Source organism: Cyclobacterium roseum, assembly GCF_010119225.1.
Lineage (GTDB): Bacteria > Bacteroidota > Bacteroidia > Cytophagales > Cyclobacteriaceae > Cyclobacterium > Cyclobacterium roseum.
Genome location: NZ_WNKF01000008.1, coordinates 154,370 through 173,644 on the forward strand (window position 1 = coordinate 154,370; position 19,275 = coordinate 173,644).

Genomic DNA, 19,275 nt, shown 5'->3' on the forward strand with positions numbered 1-19,275 from the left:
TATACATAACTATGCAAAAATCCACTCAAGAGCAAGGCTTCTTTGAAAGGGCAAAAGCAATCTACCTTAACCGGGCCATGCATATTGCTACCACGGAGCGAAGATTACGTGCGTTGCTGGCAAAAGCCAGCCAAAAATGGCAGGAGCTTTCGCAAAACCCCACCTTTGCACAGGTGAAATACCAGGTAGAAGTATTCATCAGGATGATACGAGCGCATCTCAATAAACAATACACCGGTCTTTCCAGCCGCTCGCTGGGCTTGTTGGTCTTGGGTCTCTTTTATTTTGCCCTTCCTACAGATTTGGTCCCGGACTTTATTCCATTTATCGGGTATGTGGATGACATTACCGTTTTATTAGCCATTTTTAAGAGCATCCAATCAGATGTTGAGCGCTTTCTGGAATGGGAAAACGACCGGCAATTATGAGCAAGGTGGCACTGGTTTCCGGTTCTTCCGGATTGGTAGGGATGCAATTGTTGCATCAGTTATTTCAAAACGCCGCTTACGACTGGGTCATATCTTTCGGTAGAAGGGACCTAGCTCTCAAGCACCCAAAACTGGTTCAAATCAAGGTAGATTTTAAGGAGTTGGACCGCGTAAATGTCATAGAAGCAATTCGCATTCAAAACAGTGGAGGTGACTTTCAGCCTTTGATCAAAAGTCTGGAAACGGAGTCGGCACAACTTTCGGCATTTTGTGCCTTGGGGACGACCATTAAAGCAGCCGGTTCCAAAGAAAAGTTTTATCAGATAGACCATGACTTCGTAATAGGCTATGCACGCATGGTGTTGCGAATCGGTGCCAGACGATTTTACTACGTGAGTGCTCTTGGCGCTGATGCAGGATCGTCTATTTACTATAGTAAGGTAAAGGGAGAAGTAGAAAACGACCTGAAACGGATGGACTTTACCTACCTGGGCATTTTTCAACCCTCCCTTTTGCTGGGAGAGCGAAACGAAAATCGCCTTGGGGAGGAAGTAGGCAAGATACTGATGAAAGGAATTACTTTTCTTGGGATATTGAAAAAATACAAACCCATTTACGGTCATCAGGTAGCCCGGGCCATGCTGGTCAAAGATGGTGAAGCAGATATTACAGGTAACGAGACGATTACGTCTTCCGAAATGCATGGCATGGGTGTATGATAGCAGTTATTCAGAGGGTTTCTCAGGCAGCAGTACATATTGAAGGCAGGGAACGTGCTGCCATCGGGTCTGGTCTGATGGTACTGCTGGGAATCGAAGAAGCTGATGGAACGGAAGACCTGGAGTGGATCAGCCGTAAAACGATACAGATGCGGATTTTTGCAGATACGGAAGGCGTAATGAATAGGAGTATCCTGGACTGTAATGGAGAGGTATTGCTAATCAGTCAATTTACCCTTCATGCCAGTACCAAGAAGGGAAACAGACCTTCTTATATCAAAGCAGCCAAACCGGATATCGCGATTCCCTTGTATGAGTCATGTATCAAAGAAATGAGCCAACAATTGGGTAAACCTATAGAAACGGGTGAATTCGGTGCAGACATGCAGGTTTCCCTGATAAACGATGGTCCGGTGACCATTCTCCTTGATTCTAAAAATAAAGTCTAATCCTTGTATGTCCCCCATTAATAGGGTTTCTGCTAAAGTAAAAGACACGTTATAAAATTGATTGATAAAGAACCGAAAGTTACCCAACGGCCTGCAGATGATTTTTTAGTCATCAAGCAGGCGACCGTGCTCGATCAAGGAAAGACCCTGTTCCAGCAGCTGGATTTTACGCTAATGAATGGAGAATCCTGGGTGATTTTGGGTACTTCAGGAAAGGAGCGGACCGCATTTCTTGAAACGCTGATGGGAAGAACCACTTTGGTGGCGGGAAGCATTAAGAGACCCTTTGCGGCAGATTACCAAAAGGAGCAAAGTAGTAAAGGGATCGTTAACAGTTTTAGGGATTTAATCGCTTTTGTTTCCCAGAAATACACTTTTAGAAATAAATCCAGCCAACAGAATTTTTATTACCAACAGCGGTTCAACAGTTCGGAATCGGAAGATACCGAAACAGTGGCAAGGTACTTAAAACAGGCAGAGAGCAACATTCCAGGGCCCTGGACCCTGGAAAAAGTAATTTCTTTATTTAACCTGCATGAATTCAAAGATAAATCCCTGATTAAATTGTCCAACGGGGAAACCAGGAGATTAGCCATGGCCCTGGCACTATTGAAAAACCCCCGCCTTTTTTTGATGGACATGCCCATGACAGGACTGGATGTGCAAACCCGCAGCCATTTTAACGAACTAATAGGTGCGATTATTGAATCGGGCATTCAGGTGGTGATGACCTGCACTGCCGGGGAAATACCTTCGTGTATCAGCCGTTATGGATGGTTGGGGCAGGGTAAGTTGGTAGCAGTAGAAGACCCCAATATCCTGATGGAATGGGAGAATCGTTCGCTAATGCAAGGGCTGGTGCAGCAGGAAGCATTTAGGGGCTTGCTAAAAAAGGTGTTTCAGGAATCTGGGATTTCTACTGTCATTGAAATGCGGGGCGTTACAATTCGGTACCAGGACAGCGTATTATTGGATGGTGTCAACTGGAAGGTGTTGCCAGGTGAAAAATGGCTTATCCGGGGGCACAATGGTGCTGGGAAGTCTACCTTAATTAGCCTGGTATTGGGAGAGAATCCCCAGTCTTACGCCAATGATATCGTATTATTTGACAGGAAAAGGGGCACCGGGGAAAGTATATGGGATGTCAAGAGGCCGGTTGGTTTCGTTTCTCCGGAGTTAGGAAGGTATTTCCCTTCTAATCAGACCTGCAAAAAGGTAGTGTTATCTGGTTTATTCGACACCATGGGCTTATTCAAAAAACCAACTTCATCTCAGGAGGCACTGGCAGATGCCTGGCTGGAGGCCTTTCGGTTGCCTCATGTAGCGGATTTAAATTTTCACCGAATTAGTTTGGAGGAGCAGCGATTCTGCTTGCTGGCCAGGGCCATGATCAAAAGCCCCCGGCTTCTGGTGCTGGATGAAGCCTCCCAGGGCATGGATGAAGAGCAACGGATTCGTTTTCGGCAAGCCATTTCATTTTTCTGTGAAGAAACGGGAATGTCTCTTTTATTTGTTAGCCATTACGAAGAGGATGTTCCGGCCGGGGTAAATAGGGTTTTGGCTTTAAATCAAGGAAAAATTAGTGAATTAACCACGAAATGATGACAATATCTGAAGCACAGGAAAAGGTAGATGCATGGATCAATTCCACAGGGGTCCGGTATTTTGACGAGCTTACCAACATGGCTATCCTGACCGAAGAAGTAGGAGAGGTGGCCCGGATCATGGCAAGAAAATATGGGGAGCAGTCCTTTAAGGAAAGTGAAAAAGACAAGGATTTGGCCGATGAAATGGCGGATGTATTGTGGGTATTGATTTGCCTGGCTAATCAAACCGGCGTAGACCTGACAAAAGCACTGGAGAAAAATTTTGAGAAAAAAGATTTACGTGATAAGGATAGGCATCAGGCAAACAAAAAACTAAAGTAACCTTTTGAGTGATGCTCCGACTTGATATTGGCCGGGTTAAATAAAAAAAGCCGGACTGTGATCAAGTCCGGCTTTTTGGCTTTGTTATTTGGAAAGCTATTCCACAATCAGTTTCATTTTTTTGGTCCAATTGCCGCCATCCGACACGGTCACAATGTAAATTCCCGATTGAAGTCCTTCCAGAGGCAGTGCGTAGGTGCCAAAGCCATCGGAAGCCGACTTGGGGTCAATGCTTTTGACCAGGGCTCCGGACGTACTTTGAATGTAGATTTCTCTTACGCTTACGTCCTCACCTATGGATACCGTAGCTTGATAGGAAGCCGGATTGGGATAGACGCTTGTGCCAGGCCCCTGCCCTGTATCGGTCTCCATAGCCGACTGAGCCTGGGCGGATTCATCCGTTGCCATTCTCAAGTTGGATGCGAAGGAATCTCCTTCTGGTATCACTGCGATACCTGACACGGTGGCATTATTAGTGGTGGCGATCAGGGAGATATCTAGCATTCCATCCCCAACCTTAACCGATCTAAAGGTCAAGGTAGTCGGTTTGTTACCCGATTCCCGGTAGATGTCAAAGTTTGACTTAACGCGATTTCCTTCGATGTTGATATCAAAAACCCGGTTGCCAGAGGAAGCCGGAGGACCGTATGATCCAAACCAAAGTTCATTGTGATAGGTGATGACGGTATAGGTCCCATTTTTCACAGGGATGCTATAATCCAGGGTTCTGGAGTACCTTTCGGTACGGAACATTTCGGAACCGTTGACCGAAAAGTTTAAATTAACTTTGGAGCTATTTGCATAGTCAGTATTTCGGTCACCCACATAAAGCTGCCCATTATAGGTGGTTTCATCGAAGGTGCCTGCATTAAGGAATATGGGTTCCTGCTGGGATTTGACTGATTCTGATGGGGTAGTTCCGCCAGCTTTTCCGATGTACAAGCCGGAAATGGTGACGTTATCCGTGCTTGCAGATAAGTCCAACTCTAACCAACCATCTGTTACCTCGATATTATTAAAGGTTAGGATTGTCGGGGAATTGAATTCTTCGGCATAGATGTCAAAGTTGTCTTTTTTCAGTATCCCTTCGATAGCGATGTCAAAAACCCGTTTACCCTCTCCTGCACTTGGGCCAAAAGAACCGAACCATAGTTCGTTATGATAGGTTTTGACCTGATAGGTGCCGTTTTCTACAGGAATTCGGATGTTCATATTTCGGCCGTACCGTTCTGATTGAAATAAGGATTGACCCGAAACCGTGAAGTTGGAATTGGCCGAGTAGCTATTAAAATAATTGGTTTTGTAGTCAGATAGGAATTGTTTTCCATCATATGTTGTATCATCCCGGCTCCCGACATTGATCATGAGGTAATCGCTGTATCCGCTTTTTTCAGAATCGGAAGGAGTAAGGTCAGTTACCAGTTCATCAGGAATGCTGATTGGTTTTTCACTAATGACGATACCTGAAACGGAGGCGTTATCAGCAGATGAGGAGAAATCAATGTTTAATATCCCATCCATTACCTTGACTCCTTCAAAAGAAAGCGCAATGGGTTGATTTCGGTTTTCCCTATACAAATCAAAATCGTCTTTTACCTTGGTGTTTTCTATGCTGATGTCAAAAACCCGTTGTCCTTCCTGGTCACTTGGACCTTGTTTTCCAAACCAAAGTTCATTGTGTAGCGTGTAGACGTAATACGTGCCGTTTGGTACCGGAATCTCATAGGAAAGGTTTTCACCATAGCGTTCCGTTTGAAATAAAGAGTAGGAACTTGCGGTTGCCTCCTCAAATACCTTAGAAGAATTATAAAAGTTATTCGTGGTATTTTCTCCGGAAAACCTCATGGAATTCCAATCCGTGTCCTCTTTGCCTCCCGCATTGATGTAATAAGTGGAGAAGGTTTCTTCGGGTTGGGTTGAGGTAGTCGTAGGCGTGACCGAAAGACTAATGGTCTGCGAACTGGCTTGCTGTCCATTATCGGCTATCGCAACGGCAGACAAGTTGTACGTTCCCGCAGTGGCCTTCTCCCAGGCAAAGGTAAACGGGGCTGAGTCTGCAGAACCTAGTTTCTCGGAACCGTTGTAAAAATCAACCTGAGCGATTTCTCCATCCTGAACTTCGGCACTTGCTTCAATGACAACCGTTTGGCCTTCCTCGCTGCTCTGGTTGGATTCTGGTTTGGTAAGGCTCACAGAGGGCTGTGGTAGCTCCTGCTCTATTACCTCACTTCCGCTTTTAAGCAATAGCAAGGAAGAATAGGGAGCAATCTTCAACGTTGGTGATAACCATTCATTCACCAGGCCTACGAAGCCTCCTGAAGTAGAAAAACTTTTTTCTTGCCTGGTAGGGTTCTTTTCGAAAAGCACTTTGTCCTCCGGCTGAATCACATTGGCCTCCACTTCATGAAATTCAAGGTTGTCTAACCATAGGTCACCGCTTTCTCCAGTGCCAATTTTCATTACCAGGCGTGCGCTTTCCATATCTGTCAATGATTGGATCAATACCTCATTGTCGCTTTTCTGCCAGTCTATACCTACATTATGCTCTGCGGAAAGCGTATGCCAGGGGGAACCATCCTGACGCAGGTAGAATGAAACAGGAATGGTTTTGTTTGCAATTGCATTGAATTTTAAGAGGTAATATTTACCTTTTTTAAGAGACCCAACCTTTAATGAAGTCTGGCTGATGCCTTTGGTGCTGATTTTTAAGGAGCCTCCGTCCAGTTTTCCACTATCCCAGGAGCTGCTGCAGTCTGAGCAATTAATGTAATTGGCGTTTTGGTCAAATGAACCGTTCGAGTAGCGGTTGGACCCGACTTTTTTCGAAATCTGGTACCTGTTGTCGACCTGAGGTCCTGTCTTGGAATTCCAGTCATTATTGAATCGACGCTGCCAACCTTTCAAGTCAAAAAACTTATTGGCTTCATTACTTGAGTTGGCATTATATCGTACCTTGAATCTAAAATTATCTGAAAACGGGGCTGAATATTGATTATTATTGAACTTCGCCATTTCTGCCACATTATCGAACAGGGAGTATATGTAAACAAAGTTCTGGGAAGCATCCTTTGCCAGCAGTTTATTGTTCTCGATCGTTGTGTTTGCAAGAGGGTTTCCCATCAGATCATTCCTTAATAATATCAGGTTATCTGCGTCATAAACCGTATTATTAATGACCCGAATATTGTCAGTATTGTGTAGGTATATGCCTTTAGAGGTGATATGTGCGATGGTATTTCCTGATACTTCCACATCTGTCGTATTGTCATCCAGGTAAATTCCTTCCGCCTGCGGTTTGGAGGTATAATTATCGATGGTCGTGCCTTCTTTTACCCCCACACCGTTGATAATGATGTTGTTCGTGACCTTTCTGTTTTTAAAATTGCTGTATTTTCCCTGATAGGTGTAAATTCCTCCCCCATCATTCTTTGTGATGCAGAATCCGTCAATATAATTGGAGCTGACCTGGGTGTTATTTCCACTAAAACGAATTCCTATATAGCCAGTCTTTTTGATCTCGTTGTATTCTATGAGATTATCATCTCCGTCTGAAAATATCGCTAACCCTACATTGTCACCACTTCTCCCATGTCCTGGAAATACGTAGGTGTTTTGTATGGTATTTCCTCGAATTAGCGCTCCATCGGAAATTTTGATATTCATTCCTACATTATTAGAGTGGTTTATTTCCGAATTTTCCACCACTAAATTCGAAATCCCAGCCAGGTAAAGACCGTCTTCACCTGAAAGATGGACTTTACAATTGATGATTTTAATGTCGTTTCCTCCTTCAAACTGAAACGCATTTCGATTTGCGCCTTTAAATTGCAGGTTTTCGAAAGTGAGGTGTCTGGCCGGACCAATTTTTTGCACAATGAAGTCATGGGTACTTACCTCCACCCGGTTTGAGCCTGGCGTACTTCCAAAATACACACGCATTTTTCTCGTCGATGGGTTGTAAAACCATTCTCCATATCGGTCCAATGTACCAGGGTGATTTTGGACAAAGTATCCATACCCAGCTTTTGGTTCGTAAGAGGTATCCGAATTGGAGGCATAATTCAAGGTGTTGCCGGAATGGGAGCTGATCCGGTGTCGGTCGGTGATCCAATAGACTTTTCGGATCACCACTTCCCCACCAGACCAGTTCGGGCTGGACGAAAGTTGATAATCAGTAATCGAACGGTTTCCCGAATGGGATTCATAGTTTAGGTATCCTTTATTGGAAGTGTTGGAATTGGGGTACCTTCCCATCTCCTGGGGATTATCGTTAATAGCCACCATGTTTACCCTGTTATAGGGCAAACGGCTATCTGAAGCTTCATATACACCATTTCCTACCGATTGCCAATTGGAAAGTCTGACCATAGAAGTAATGATCGGGTCCGGTCCGGAGCCGTAAGCACCAAAAGTGATGGGAGCACCAGCGGTTCCGGATATGTGTATCCGGATCGTACCATAAAAGGACTCGCTTCTGCGGAATAAAACCTTATCACCGGGTTTTAAACTGGAAATGATTGCATTTAATCTATTGATTGTTTTCCAGGGAGTGGCTGCATTCTGAGCTTGGGCGAAGCTTCTTGAATCATCTCCAGTTTCATTGGAGAAGTAATAATTGGCTGCGTCAACAGATGATCCAGCCAATAATAATGTGCAACACAGGATTACTTTGTATAAAACTGTATTCATTTAAACTTAATTTAGTTGGTGGTTGATTTATTCGGTTTTTATATCGTTTTTATTTGATGCTTCATCCGTTTGAAACGAACATAGTTATCTTAGTTGGTTTGAAATAACACATCAAACTTCATCAAAAATCTCCCCTGCGAAATGTGATTATTTAATACTTGAGTATTTAGCCATTAGTAGCCAGTTGGGTAATTAAGTTGGTAGACTTCAGCCTCAAGCTTTTAAAATTCATGCCAAAGGTAAGAATTGTTTTTAATTGCACCCACCCAACCCAAACCTCCTTGGTTCTTAGCATAACTGAAAAAGAGCGATTCTTGTTTCAAACCTATTTTTCAGCACCTAATAATAATAAAAATGTATTTAAAATACTATCATCTAATCCATAAAAAAAATTTATCAGATACATTACCATGTAGCATTAAAGAAAAAAAACTGGGTAATCTGTAAATTTAACCCACAATTTGTATAAGGTTTACACAACAATAAATTCCTTATCCAGGCTGTAAAGAATCGCCAACCCTCACCTGGCATTCCTGAAGGACAAGGGCGTTTTGTCCGAACATCACCTTCTTTCCTTGTTTTCTGTATTGAGCTAACGTCAATAGCGGTTCCTTGCCTTTTTCTCCTGATTCCTGATCCACTGTGATCATTACGCAACGGGCGCAAGGTTTAGTGATTTTGAAAGAGGCCGACCCGATGGTAAATCGATCCCAGGTATCTTCCATATAAGCTGGCCCTCCGGTAAATACGATATTTGGACGAAATCTAGACATGGGTACCGGTGTTTGGAGCCGCTGGTTTAAATCTTCCAAAGAGGATTGGCCAATAAGTAAAATAGGCATGCTATCGGCAAACCCCACATGTTCCCGGTTGATTTGATACTTTTTCTTTAACCACCGCTTGTGTTGAGGACTCATTTTCACCAGGCTGCAAGGGGAGCGGAGCATGTCTGAAAACCACTCGTCGGCGAGGGGGGCTACTGCCAATGCATTTACCTCGTCTTCCCAGATGCTAACCCTTCTTAGTTCGCCGGAATCAGCGGAAACGGGAATCTGAATCCCGTTACCCGAGTGTTCTCCTTTGTGGGTGATCTGCAACTGATCGCCTTTGAGTGCCACCTGAAACAGGGCCATTTGGGGTAGGCTTCGCTGGCTCAGGAACTTTCCGTTGCGATCCACTAGCATCCATTGCCGGTCGTATTGCAATCCGGCTTTTCCGAGTTGGCTTTCTGATAAAGAGATTCCGCCAAGGGATTTGATGGGATAGATGTGGAGTTCTGAGATTCTCATACGATAGTAATTTGGTGGTGGCTGCATACCAGATCGGAAAGTAGGGATAAATGCTGACAAATCGAATCTGAAAACTGTCAGGAATTATGACAATGTGGCATTTATTTTTGCATTCATCCACTTGGCACATTGGTTGTTGTTCTTGTTTCCGTAAGCAAAATGAAAACGAAACGAAAACGATAAAATAAATATAATTATGGGAAAAATTATTGGTATAGACTTGGGAACGACCAACTCTTGCGTCGCAGTAATGGAAGGTAGTGAGCCCGTGGTCATTCAAAACAGTGAAGGTAGAAGGACGACACCTTCTATCGTGGCATTTTTGGACAACGGAAATGGGGAAAGAAAAGTGGGGGATCCTGCCAAGCGGCAGGCCATTACAAACCCGGCGAATACCATTTCTTCTGTAAAACGATTTATGGGGAAAAAATTCACCGAAATTTCGGAAGAGCGGAAGCATGCTTCTTATAAAGTGGATAAGGGTCCGAACGACACCGTGGCCATAAAAATTGGTGATCGGTCCTACACGCCACAGGAACTTTCTGCCATGATACTTCAGAAAATGAAATCTACGGCAGAAGATTTTCTGGGACAAGAGGTAACCGAAGCGGTGATCACCGTTCCGGCCTATTTCAATGACTCAGAGCGTCAGGCTACTAAGGAAGCCGGTCAGATTGCTGGCTTGGACGTGAAAAGAATCATTAACGAACCAACCGCCGCCGCACTGGCCTACGGTCTGGATAAGAAAAACCAGGACATGAAAATCGCCGTGTATGACCTGGGTGGTGGTACCTTCGATATTTCGGTTTTGGAATTGGGAGACGGTGTGTTTGAGGTGAAATCGACCAATGGAGATGTGCACCTGGGAGGAGATGATTTTGACCAGGTAATTATTAATTGGTTGGCCGATGAATTTAAGGCAGAAGAGGATATAGACCTAAGGAATGATCCCATGGCACTTCAGCGCTTGAAAGAAGCTGCCGAAAAAGCCAAGATTGAACTCTCCAGTTCTTCCAGCACGGAAATCAACCTTCCGTACATCACCGCAACGCAGTCCGGACCCAAGCACCTGGTAAGAAACCTTTCCAGGGCGAAATTCGAACAGCTTTCCGATGACCTGGTTCGAAGGTCCATGGATCCGGTACGAAAAGCGATCAAGGATGCAGGATTATCGCCATCTGACATTGATGAAGTGATTTTGGTAGGAGGTTCTACGCGAATTCCAAAAATTCAGGAAGAAGTAGAGAAATATTTCGGTAAGAAGCCGTCTAAAGGCGTAAACCCGGATGAGGTGGTTGCCATTGGTGCGGCCATTCAGGGCGGTGTTTTGACCGGAGAGGTAAAAGATGTGTTGCTTCTGGACGTTACCCCGCTTTCATTGGGTATCGAAACCATGGGCGGTGTCTTTACCAAATTGATTGAATCCAACACGACCATCCCTACCAAAAAGTCGGAGGTTTTTTCTACGGCGGCAGACAACCAGCCAGCAGTGGATATCCACGTGCTTCAGGGAGAAAGATCCATGGCGAAGGATAATAGAGCCATAGGTAGGTTTCAGTTGACCGACATTCCACCGGCTCCAAGGGGAGTTCCGCAAATTGAGGTAACCTTTGATATTGATGCCAACGGTATTCTGAATGTGTCCGCTAAGGATAAGGGAACTGGTAAAGAGCAGAAGATCAAGATTGAGGCTTCTTCCGGGCTTTCTCAGGAAGAGATTGACCGAATGAAGAAAGAAGCAGAAGCCAATGCGGCCACTGATAAGGTTGAAAAAGAGAAAATCGATAAGATTAATCAGGCAGATAGCCTAATCTTCCAAACCGAGAAGCAGCTTAAAGAATTCGGAGAGAAACTTTCTGAAGGCAATAAAACCGCAGTGAATGAAGCATTGGAAAAATTGAAATCGGCACACCAAAGCCAGGATCTTGAGGCAATCGACGCAGGAATGGAAGCGTTAAACACCGCTTGGACTGCCGCATCTCAGGAGATGTATAACGCATCCGAAGGAGCCCAGGGTGGTGCTGCCCAGGGAGGACCTGAAGATAGTGGGTCAGCCGATGCTGCCTCCGGAGATGGGGTGTCTGACGTAGATTACGAAGAAGTGAATGAGGAAGATAAAAAATAATTCCTCCTCAACGTTTACGATTACATGATATAATGGCGTCTTCACCGAGGTGGGGATGCCATTATTTTTAGTCCAAGTAGGACAAGTTAATGTTAGCCTAAATATGTATAAGTATGCAATTGACCTCTGAAAATAAGTTACGGAAAATTATTATCGTGGGGGATCGCTTGTTGATCAAATTGAAGAAACCGGATCAAAAGACCTCCAGCGGTTTGTACCTGCCACCTGGTGTCCAGGAAAAGGAGAAAGTGCAGCAAGGGTACATAATTAAGGCAGGTCCGGGATACCCCATTCCACTTCCGGTGGAAGAGGAGGAGCCCTGGAAAGATCACGGAGAGAACGTAAAATACATTCCCCTGCAAGCAAAAGAAGGTGATTTGGCCGTTTTCCTGATGAACGGAGCCTTCGAAGTTATGTTTGAAGGAGAAAAATATTACATCGTCCCTCAAAATGCCATCTTGATGTTGGAGAGGGAGGAGGATTTGTAGTTTTTTTAATCCTCGATTCTAAAGCCACAGTGGGTATTCCTGCTGTGGTTTTTTTTTTTAAGTAGTGCCGAACCGAATTCTTTAATTTCAATATTTACCGAAATTCCTTACCAGTGGCTCTCTGAACCTAATCTACATGCCTGTCCATATGCCCTGACAAATGGCTGTTGCAGCTTTTCATTGGGCAGGTTCGTGAATTTTTAATGTCATATCGGCATAGTTTTAATATTTTACCTCATAAATTGATTTTTATTCTATCAGTATCTAAAACGAATAAAATTTTATTTTTTATACTAAAACTATGTATAAATATCTTATTTATATTTTTAACTATCCGGTAATCCGGTAATAATGTAGGATTAGTAAAATGTTATGGCATTTAATACTATCTAATAATAGACCTTAAATATTCAAAATTAGTGTAGTAAAAGCTAAATGAGGTAAAAAAAGTAACCAATAATAATTTTTTTATTGCAAAATTGATAAATATAGGGTAATATTGAATCTGAAAATAACCCCTAGTTATTTTAAAATTAAATTTTGAATAAGTTTCAGTTTAAAAATTAACCTTAATTATCAAAATCATGAGAAAAATTAACATTCCAACTTTAATGAAAAGCATTATTGCGCTTTCTTTGTTTTTTGTCTTTGCGGTAAGTACTGCGTCAGCACAAAGTGAAACAGATGAGAAATTCAGTTATACCATCACCGTAAATTCTGATCAGTTTTTCGGGTTTTATCCATTCTTTTCCGGTTCCTATGCCGTTAGCGAAACCTCAGCATTTACATTCTATGGCATCTTATGGTCTGGTGGTACAGGTGGTAACCAGGGTTCTGGCGGAGGCTGGGGCAACTGGACCGAATTTGGTGTGGGGTATAGCTTCGATGCTGCAGATGGTTTGAGTATCAATCCGCAGATTGGTGTGACCGGCGGGAACTTGCTTTCTTCTGGTACCGCAGGTCCCGGTGTTTTTGGGGATGGTTTGGTTCCCAACCTGACCATTGGATTGGATAAGGCAAAAACAGAAGGTGAGATCTATTTTGGATTGTACTCCCCATTGAGAGACCTGGCCCCTGACGGTGGTACTACCTTGGCGTATATTCACTACTGGGCTAATTTCGGGGTGAAGGCTTCGGATTTCTTTTCCCTGGGAGTGCACTATGAGCACTTGATTAACTCTGGAGGTTCCAATGTGTCTGAATCTACAGACGTTTATCAGTGGATTGGCCCCTATATTCAGTTTTCCGATCCTAATGGAAAGGCGTTTGCCAGACTATCTGCCGGCGGCGATCTGGTGGAGGGAAATGATTCCTTTTTCAAAGTTACTACAGGTCTTAGTTTCTAAGACGTATACTAAATTTGCATTAAAAAAGGAGACTGTTTGACGGTCTCCTTTTTTTGTGTAGCACGGGGTGATCTGAATCATCAGGTATGCTCTGTAGTAGATTGGGTTTAACGACCGTTTGGGAGTCCGGTTTGCAGATTCCTGAAGCATGCTTTTTTTCCCTTTCCATCAGTCCCCGCACTGAAATAGGTAAAGAAAAAGCCAATCAGGTAATTACCCAATATGGTAAAGGGACCGGTGCTATGGGATTTTGATTGGGAATTTCTGACTTTGATTTGGCTTAATAATCAGGAAGGTGCAGGTAAATCTAAATTCCCATGTGGGCTAATTCTCCCATTCTCGTATGGTATAAGCAATAGCATGGGAGAAATTTTTTTCAAGCAGACCCTGTTTTACTTTCTTTTGCTATTGACGCTCGTCAATCCCCCTAACTTATAGTCGGTGTATGCCTGCTGAATGGTGCGCCTTTTGTCAGCGGTGCAAACTGGAATCCAATTGAACATGGAACCTTCAAATGCCTACCATTCCTCCAATCGGTTCCAATAGGGGTTGATAACGCCCTGATCAGAATTAGGGGGCGTTTGTTTCGGTAACACGCCGTAATACAGTGTCTTGTATAGGGATACTCAGGCGTAAACCCTTCTGGATTTTTTTTCTGAAAATTTGGGTGTGACTACCTGAATACAGGATCAATGCCTGAAAATTTTTTAGTACAAGTAGGGCGTTAAAGACCCTTCCTTTTGAAAAGTGGCAGCTAAAAATGATACGAGATTTGACGTTAAAAGCGGTGTGTTTAATAACCTGGGCAGGAATTAGCTATTGCATTGGGCATTATCTAGGCGACTAATAAAAACCCTTGCCCAAACCGAAAGGAATTCGAAGCCTTTCGTTGGGCAAGGGTGGTGAAACTGGTTGAATATCAAATCAGGTGCATTTATTCGTCATAAACAATGGTATATCCTCTAATACCATGTTCATGGCTGTCCAAACCGGACCGTTCGTGTTCTTCGGATACCCTGATGCCCACTGTTTTCTTCAGCACAAAAAAGATGGCCAGTGCCGAAATAAAGGCAGCGGCACCGCAAATAAGTACACCTAGCAGTTGGGTAATGAAGGAATGATCCGGATTGGAAGAGAAGATGCCCACGGCCAGGGTTCCCCAGACCCCGCAGGTAAGGTGGACAGATACGGCCCCTACTACATCGTCTAGCTTCAATTTATCCAGGAATATGGCAGACAATACCACCAGGATGCCGGCCACGAACCCTACTAAGAGTGCAAATATAGGATTGATTACATCGGCTCCTGCCGTAATGCTTACCAGGCCAGCCAGAATGCCATTTAGAACCATTCCGAGGTCTAATCGTTTGAAGGCGAAATAGGCGGCAAAGAATCCTCCCAAGCCTCCCGCACAGGCTCCAAGCGATGTGGTAACCAATACAAAGGATACCAGGCCTGGGTCAGCAGATAGGACAGAACCGCCGTTAAAGCCAAACCAGCCCAACCAAAGAAGGAATACCCCTATCACGGCCAGGGGAACACTGGAACCTGGTTTTTCGATCGTTTTTCCATTGATATACTTACCGATCCTGGGGCCCACCATAATTACGCCGGCCAGCGCACCCCATCCGCCGACAGAATGCACCAGTGTAGATCCGGCAAAGTCATAAAACCCCATGTCGTCAAGTGCTCCGCCACCCCATTTCCAGCTTCCGATAATGGGGTAAACTATTCCTACGAAAACAACCGTAAACATCAGGTAGGACCATAATTTCACCCTTTCAGCGATGGCACCGGATACAATGGTGGCGGCAGTGGCTGCAAACATGGCCTGAAAAAGAAAGTCAGTCCAATAGGTGTAATTTCCATCGGCATAAGCTGTGGTAACGTCTGCATCAGCAGGGCTAAACCAAAACATGCTCCAACCGGGCCCGTCAAAACCAAGCCAACCCGGCTGCTCAAATCCGGGATACATCAGAAAAAATCCCGTCAGCCCATAAGTCACAATACCTAAGATGGGCGTGACCGTATTTTTAAAAAGGATGTTAACCGTATTTTTGGCCTGACCAAAACCGGCTTCCACCCCGGCAAAGCCGAGGTGCATGATAAATACCAGTGCTGTTGCCAGCATCATCCAAACGTTATTCGTAGTAAGCAGGTTTTGTGCAATGGCATCAGCCAGATCGACTCCATCGGTGCTTACCTGGGTTAAAGGCGAGACAATATTTTTCATAGGAACCTATTATTAAAGGGTTATGGTTAGAAATGCTACTTTATTTTAAGCGTCTGAATCAAATCTAATCAATAATGGGTAAAAAAATAACCTCTTATAACATAAATAATGTATTTAGTACCTGACAAAAGGTTAATAATTGTGGACTATTGAATAAAATTCAAATTAAGTTAAATTATATGGTTTGAAAATAAACCGGTTGCAAATAAAAATAATAGATTGCAACAGGTTTTATTACCGTATTTAAAAAGGTAAATTTTTGAAAAATAAGTGAAATAAATTACTAATGCACAAAAAGACGGATTTATATACCTTTTTTTGGTGCTTTAAAACAGGATGGAATGGTTTTGATAAAAAGGACTTTCTTAATATTTATTTTTTTGCTTAGTTGAGCAAAAAAATTGTAAAAACATTTCTTTTCGGAAAATATCAGGTGCTTGTTATGATTCCAATAGACGTCCGGAATGGGTTGAAAAATTAAATCCTTATCAGGATTCCAATAGGGCCACTTCTTTGGCAAAATAGGTCAAAATGATTTTCGCACCGGCCCTCTTGATGCTGAGCAGGGATTCCAGCATGGCTCGTTCTCCATCCAGCCAGCCATTGGCTGCCGAAGCCTTGATCATGGCATATTCACCGCTCACATTATAGGCGGCAATGGGTAGGGGGAAACGGTCATGAAGCAGTTTGATGATGTCCAGATAGGCCAGGGCAGGCTTGACCATCAGAAAATCCGCTCCCTCTTCCATATCCAATTGCCCTTCAATCAAGGCCTCCTGGCTGTTGGCCGGATCCATCTGATAGGTTTTTTTATCTCCGGATTTTGGGGCGGAATCCAGGGCATCCCGGAAGGGATTGTAGAAGGCACTGGCGTATTTGGCCGTGTAGGACATAATCGAGACTTCCTTGTAGCCGTTTTCGTCTAGCAATTTACGAAGATAGCCCACCCGGCCGTCCATCATATCGGAGGGGCCGATGATGTCTGCCCCGGCTTTTGCCTGAGCCAGGGTCATTTTGCCCAGAATTTCCAGCGTCTCATCATTCAGGATTTTACCGTTTTCTACCAGGCCATCGTGACCGTCCGAATTGTAAGGGTCCATGGCCACATCGGTCATGATGCAGGCCTGGGGAAAGCTCTGCTTGATGGTTCGCAAGGCCTTTAAATAAAAGGTATCTTCCCGGTAACTTTCCGTAGCAAAGCGGTCCTTTTTGTCTTCCGGATAGGCTGGGAAAATATCAAAGGCATTGATCCCCAGCCTCAGGCAGGAGTCAATTTCCTCCAGCATCAGGTCCAGCGAATACCGGTAAATACCCGGCATGGATTTTACTTCTACTTTTTGGTTGATGCCATCGATCAGAAACAACGGAAAAATAAAATCGCTGACGGAGAGCCTGGTTTCTTCTACCAGAGAGCGAATGGCGGCAGATTTTCGGTTTCTTCGGGGTCTTCTAAGCATGGTGAATAGGGTTCTGGAAAGATGTATACTATAGGAGTAAACTGAAGGTGGGCTAATAGGGCTGGTTTTTCAATCAGGAAAATAATCCGGAAACCATCTCCAGATCTATGTCCCGGTAATCCCGGATGTAATGATCACAAGGGGGTAATTCCTCCTTGCTATGGGAAGAAAGCACTCCCACCACGCGCATGCCAGCGTTTCGGGCGGCGGATACACCGGAATGAGAATCCTCAAAGACCAGGCATCGGGCCGGGTCTACATTCAGGTTTCTGGAAGAACTGAGGTACACTTCCGGGTCGGGTTTGTGTTTTTTTACATTTTCGCTGGCCATAACCGACTCCATGCTGGGCCCGAAACCCAAATGCCCCATAATTAAATCCAGGTTGGCACGGGGGGCAGAGGTAGCGACTCCGGTTCGGTAGCCTTCTTTTTTTAATGACTGGAGAAACGGTAGAAATTCGGGTAGTGTCTCTACCTTATCGGCATAAATTTCCCGAAATAGACCTTCTTTCTCTTGCTCCAGTGCCGTGAACTCAGTCCCGACCACCTCTCTGCCCAGAAAATGAGCAAAGATGTATTTGTTACTTTTGCCGTACATGTGCCGGGCAAATTCTTCCTCGCTGGGATTCAAGCCCCGTTTGCCAAAAAACACGCGAAACGCCTCCGAGTGGAAAGGATTGGTATGACAGATCACACCGTCCATATCGAAAATGATGGCCTGCTCCTTCATTCTACTTCGGTTTTTTCAAATGCCAGAATGGTCTTTTCGATGATATCGCAGCAGCTGTGCAACTCTTCCATGCTCATAACCAGCGGAGGAGCAAAACGAATGATATTACCGTGTGTGGGTTTGGCCAGTAAGCCGTTGTCTTTTAAAGCAACACAAATGTCCCAGGCCGTGCTGCTGTCCGGGCTGTCATTGATTACGATGGCATTCAGCAAGCCCCAGCCTCGAACCAGACTTACCCAGGGAGATTTATTGGCAAGCAGTTCCATGCGCTCCCGGAATACCTTGCCCAGGGCCCGGGCGTTTTGGGACAGTTTTTCATCCCGTACCACTTCCAGGGCAGTAATGGCTATTTTGGCACCCAGGGGGTTGCCTCCAAAGGTAGACCCGTGTTGTCCAGGGTGAATGACCTCCATGATGGGATTATTGGCCAAAACGGCTGAAACCGGGAAAAATCCTCCGGAAAGTGCCTTGCCCAGGATCAATATATCCGGTTCCACATAGGTTTCCTGTTTTTCGCAGTGGCCCTCGCAGCTGCAATTACCGCAGACCGCCAGCAGGGATCCCGTTCTTCCGATGCCGGTTTGGATTTCATCCGCCAGCAATAAGGTCTGATGTTCCTGACACAGTTTTTTAGCCTGCATCATGTAGTCTTCATCCGGAGTGTTGACGCCCGCCTCGCCCTGTATGGGTTCGATCAGAAAGGCCACCGTCTCCGGATTTTCAGTCAGGGCTGCTTTCAAAGCAGTCAGATCATTATAGGGGATCCGTATAAACCCCGGGGTATAGGGGCCGAAGTTTTTCCGGGCATTTTCATCATTGGAAAAGGAAATGACGGTGGTGGTTCGGCCGTGGAAGTTGCCCTCGGCCACGATGATTTTTGCCTGCTGCTCGGGTACTCCTTTTTTCTCATAGCCCCATTTCCGGGCGATTTTGATGGCGGTCTCCACTGCTTCTACGCCGGTATTCATGGGCAACACCTTGTCGAAGCCGAAATATTCGGTAATGTATTTTTCATAGGGCCCCAGCACGTCATTGTGAAATGCCCTGGAAGTAAGGGTGAGGGTACCGGCCTGTGCGATAAGGGCCTCCTTTATCCGGGGATGGCAATGCCCCTGATTGACGGCCGAATAGGCCGAAAGAAAGTCAAAATATTTTTTTCCTTCCACGTCCCAAAGGTATACTCCTTCTCCTTTTGTAAGTACAACGGGCAAAGGATGGTAATTGTGGGCCCCGTGGATATGTTCTAATTGTATCGCTTCCTTGCTTGAACTGATCTCCTGCATCATGGATCTCCTGTTTAATTCTTTTAAATGGTGTTTCGGAGCAATTTCTTTCCGAAGGGGCAAATATAAGAAAAGGGATCCGGAAACCGGAGGCAAAACCAAAAAGTTGGT

The 19,275-nt window shown here is 44.6% G+C and carries 14 protein-coding genes; 8 read left to right on the top strand and 6 right to left on the bottom strand.

The window, feature by feature from the left end; genetic code table 11:
• Positions 1-11: 11 nt before the first annotated feature.
• Genes GJQ68_RS13075 through GJQ68_RS13095 form a run of 5 tightly spaced genes read left to right on the top strand, consistent with a single transcriptional unit; the run spans position 12 to position 3,524 of the window.
• Positions 12-428, top strand: coding sequence for a YkvA family protein (locus GJQ68_RS13075; RefSeq protein ID WP_162417705.1), 417 nt, complete (start codon positions 12-14; stop codon positions 426-428).
• A complete protein-coding gene (locus GJQ68_RS13080; protein ID WP_162417706.1) occupies positions 425-1,147 on the top strand; it encodes a Rossmann-fold NAD(P)-binding domain-containing protein in 723 nt (240 codons plus the stop codon). The genes GJQ68_RS13075 and GJQ68_RS13080 overlap by 4 nt, the downstream gene beginning before the upstream one ends.
• The gene (gene dtd, locus GJQ68_RS13085; RefSeq protein WP_162417707.1) at positions 1,144-1,596 is read left to right on the top strand and encodes a D-aminoacyl-tRNA deacylase; all 453 of its coding nucleotides are present in this window, start codon (positions 1,144-1,146) and stop codon (positions 1,594-1,596) included. The genes GJQ68_RS13080 and dtd overlap by 4 nt, the downstream gene beginning before the upstream one ends.
• A 57-nt stretch (positions 1,597-1,653) precedes the next feature.
• On the top strand, positions 1,654-3,198 hold the full coding sequence (locus GJQ68_RS13090; RefSeq protein ID WP_317174433.1) for an ATP-binding cassette domain-containing protein: 1,545 nt from the start codon (positions 1,654-1,656) through the stop codon (positions 3,196-3,198).
• Positions 3,198-3,524, top strand: coding sequence for a nucleotide pyrophosphohydrolase (locus GJQ68_RS13095; protein WP_162417776.1), 327 nt, complete (start codon positions 3,198-3,200; stop codon positions 3,522-3,524). Before GJQ68_RS13090 ends, GJQ68_RS13095 begins: the two co-directional genes overlap by 1 nt.
• A gap of 96 nt (positions 3,525-3,620) precedes the next feature.
• On the opposite strand, the gene GJQ68_RS13100 is transcribed toward GJQ68_RS13095, so the two are convergent.
• Both GJQ68_RS13100 and GJQ68_RS13105 read right to left on the bottom strand, forming a co-directional pair.
• Positions 3,621-8,213 carry a malectin domain-containing carbohydrate-binding protein gene (locus tag GJQ68_RS13100; RefSeq protein ID WP_162417708.1) on the bottom strand — a complete coding sequence of 1,531 codons (4,593 nt, stop codon included), beginning with the start codon at positions 8,211-8,213 and terminating at the stop codon, positions 3,621-3,623.
• Positions 8,214-8,704: 491 nt separating this feature from the next.
• Positions 8,705-9,502, bottom strand: a complete 798-nt coding sequence (locus GJQ68_RS13105) for an MOSC domain-containing protein (protein WP_162417709.1) — start codon at positions 9,500-9,502, stop codon at positions 8,705-8,707.
• A gap of 196 nt (positions 9,503-9,698) precedes the next feature.
• Here GJQ68_RS13105 and dnaK point away from each other — a divergent pair, with 196 nt between their 5' ends.
• The 3 genes from dnaK to GJQ68_RS13120 all read left to right on the top strand — a co-directional run bounded on the left by dnaK (position 9,699) and on the right by GJQ68_RS13120 (position 13,461).
• Positions 9,699-11,627, top strand: a complete 1,929-nt coding sequence (gene dnaK, locus GJQ68_RS13110) for a molecular chaperone DnaK (protein ID WP_162417710.1) — start codon at positions 9,699-9,701, stop codon at positions 11,625-11,627.
• Positions 11,628-11,740: 113 nt separating this feature from the next.
• On the top strand, positions 11,741-12,115 hold the full coding sequence (locus GJQ68_RS13115; RefSeq protein ID WP_162417711.1) for a co-chaperone GroES: 375 nt from the start codon (positions 11,741-11,743) through the stop codon (positions 12,113-12,115).
• A 584-nt stretch (positions 12,116-12,699) separates the two neighbouring features.
• Positions 12,700-13,461, top strand: a complete 762-nt coding sequence (locus GJQ68_RS13120) for a DUF6733 family protein (RefSeq protein WP_162417712.1) — start codon at positions 12,700-12,702, stop codon at positions 13,459-13,461.
• 934 nt (positions 13,462-14,395) lie between these two features.
• Here GJQ68_RS13120 and GJQ68_RS13125 read toward each other — a convergent pair.
• The 4 genes from GJQ68_RS13125 to rocD all read right to left on the bottom strand — a co-directional run bounded on the left by GJQ68_RS13125 (position 14,396) and on the right by rocD (position 19,167).
• A complete protein-coding gene (locus tag GJQ68_RS13125; RefSeq protein ID WP_162417713.1) occupies positions 14,396-15,694 on the bottom strand; it encodes an ammonium transporter in 1,299 nt (432 codons plus the stop codon).
• 488 nt (positions 15,695-16,182) lie between these two features.
• Positions 16,183-17,151 carry a porphobilinogen synthase gene (hemB, locus tag GJQ68_RS13130; protein ID WP_162417714.1) on the bottom strand — a complete coding sequence of 323 codons (969 nt, stop codon included), beginning with the start codon at positions 17,149-17,151 and terminating at the stop codon, positions 16,183-16,185.
• Positions 17,152-17,224: 73 nt separating this feature from the next.
• The gene (locus GJQ68_RS13135; RefSeq protein ID WP_162417715.1) at positions 17,225-17,881 is read right to left on the bottom strand and encodes an HAD family hydrolase; all 657 of its coding nucleotides are present in this window, start codon (positions 17,879-17,881) and stop codon (positions 17,225-17,227) included.
• The gene (rocD, locus tag GJQ68_RS13140) at positions 17,878-19,167 is read right to left on the bottom strand and encodes an ornithine--oxo-acid transaminase (RefSeq protein ID WP_317174434.1); all 1,290 of its coding nucleotides are present in this window, start codon (positions 19,165-19,167) and stop codon (positions 17,878-17,880) included. The genes GJQ68_RS13135 and rocD overlap by 4 nt, the downstream gene beginning before the upstream one ends.
• Positions 19,168-19,275 lie beyond the last annotated feature (108 nt).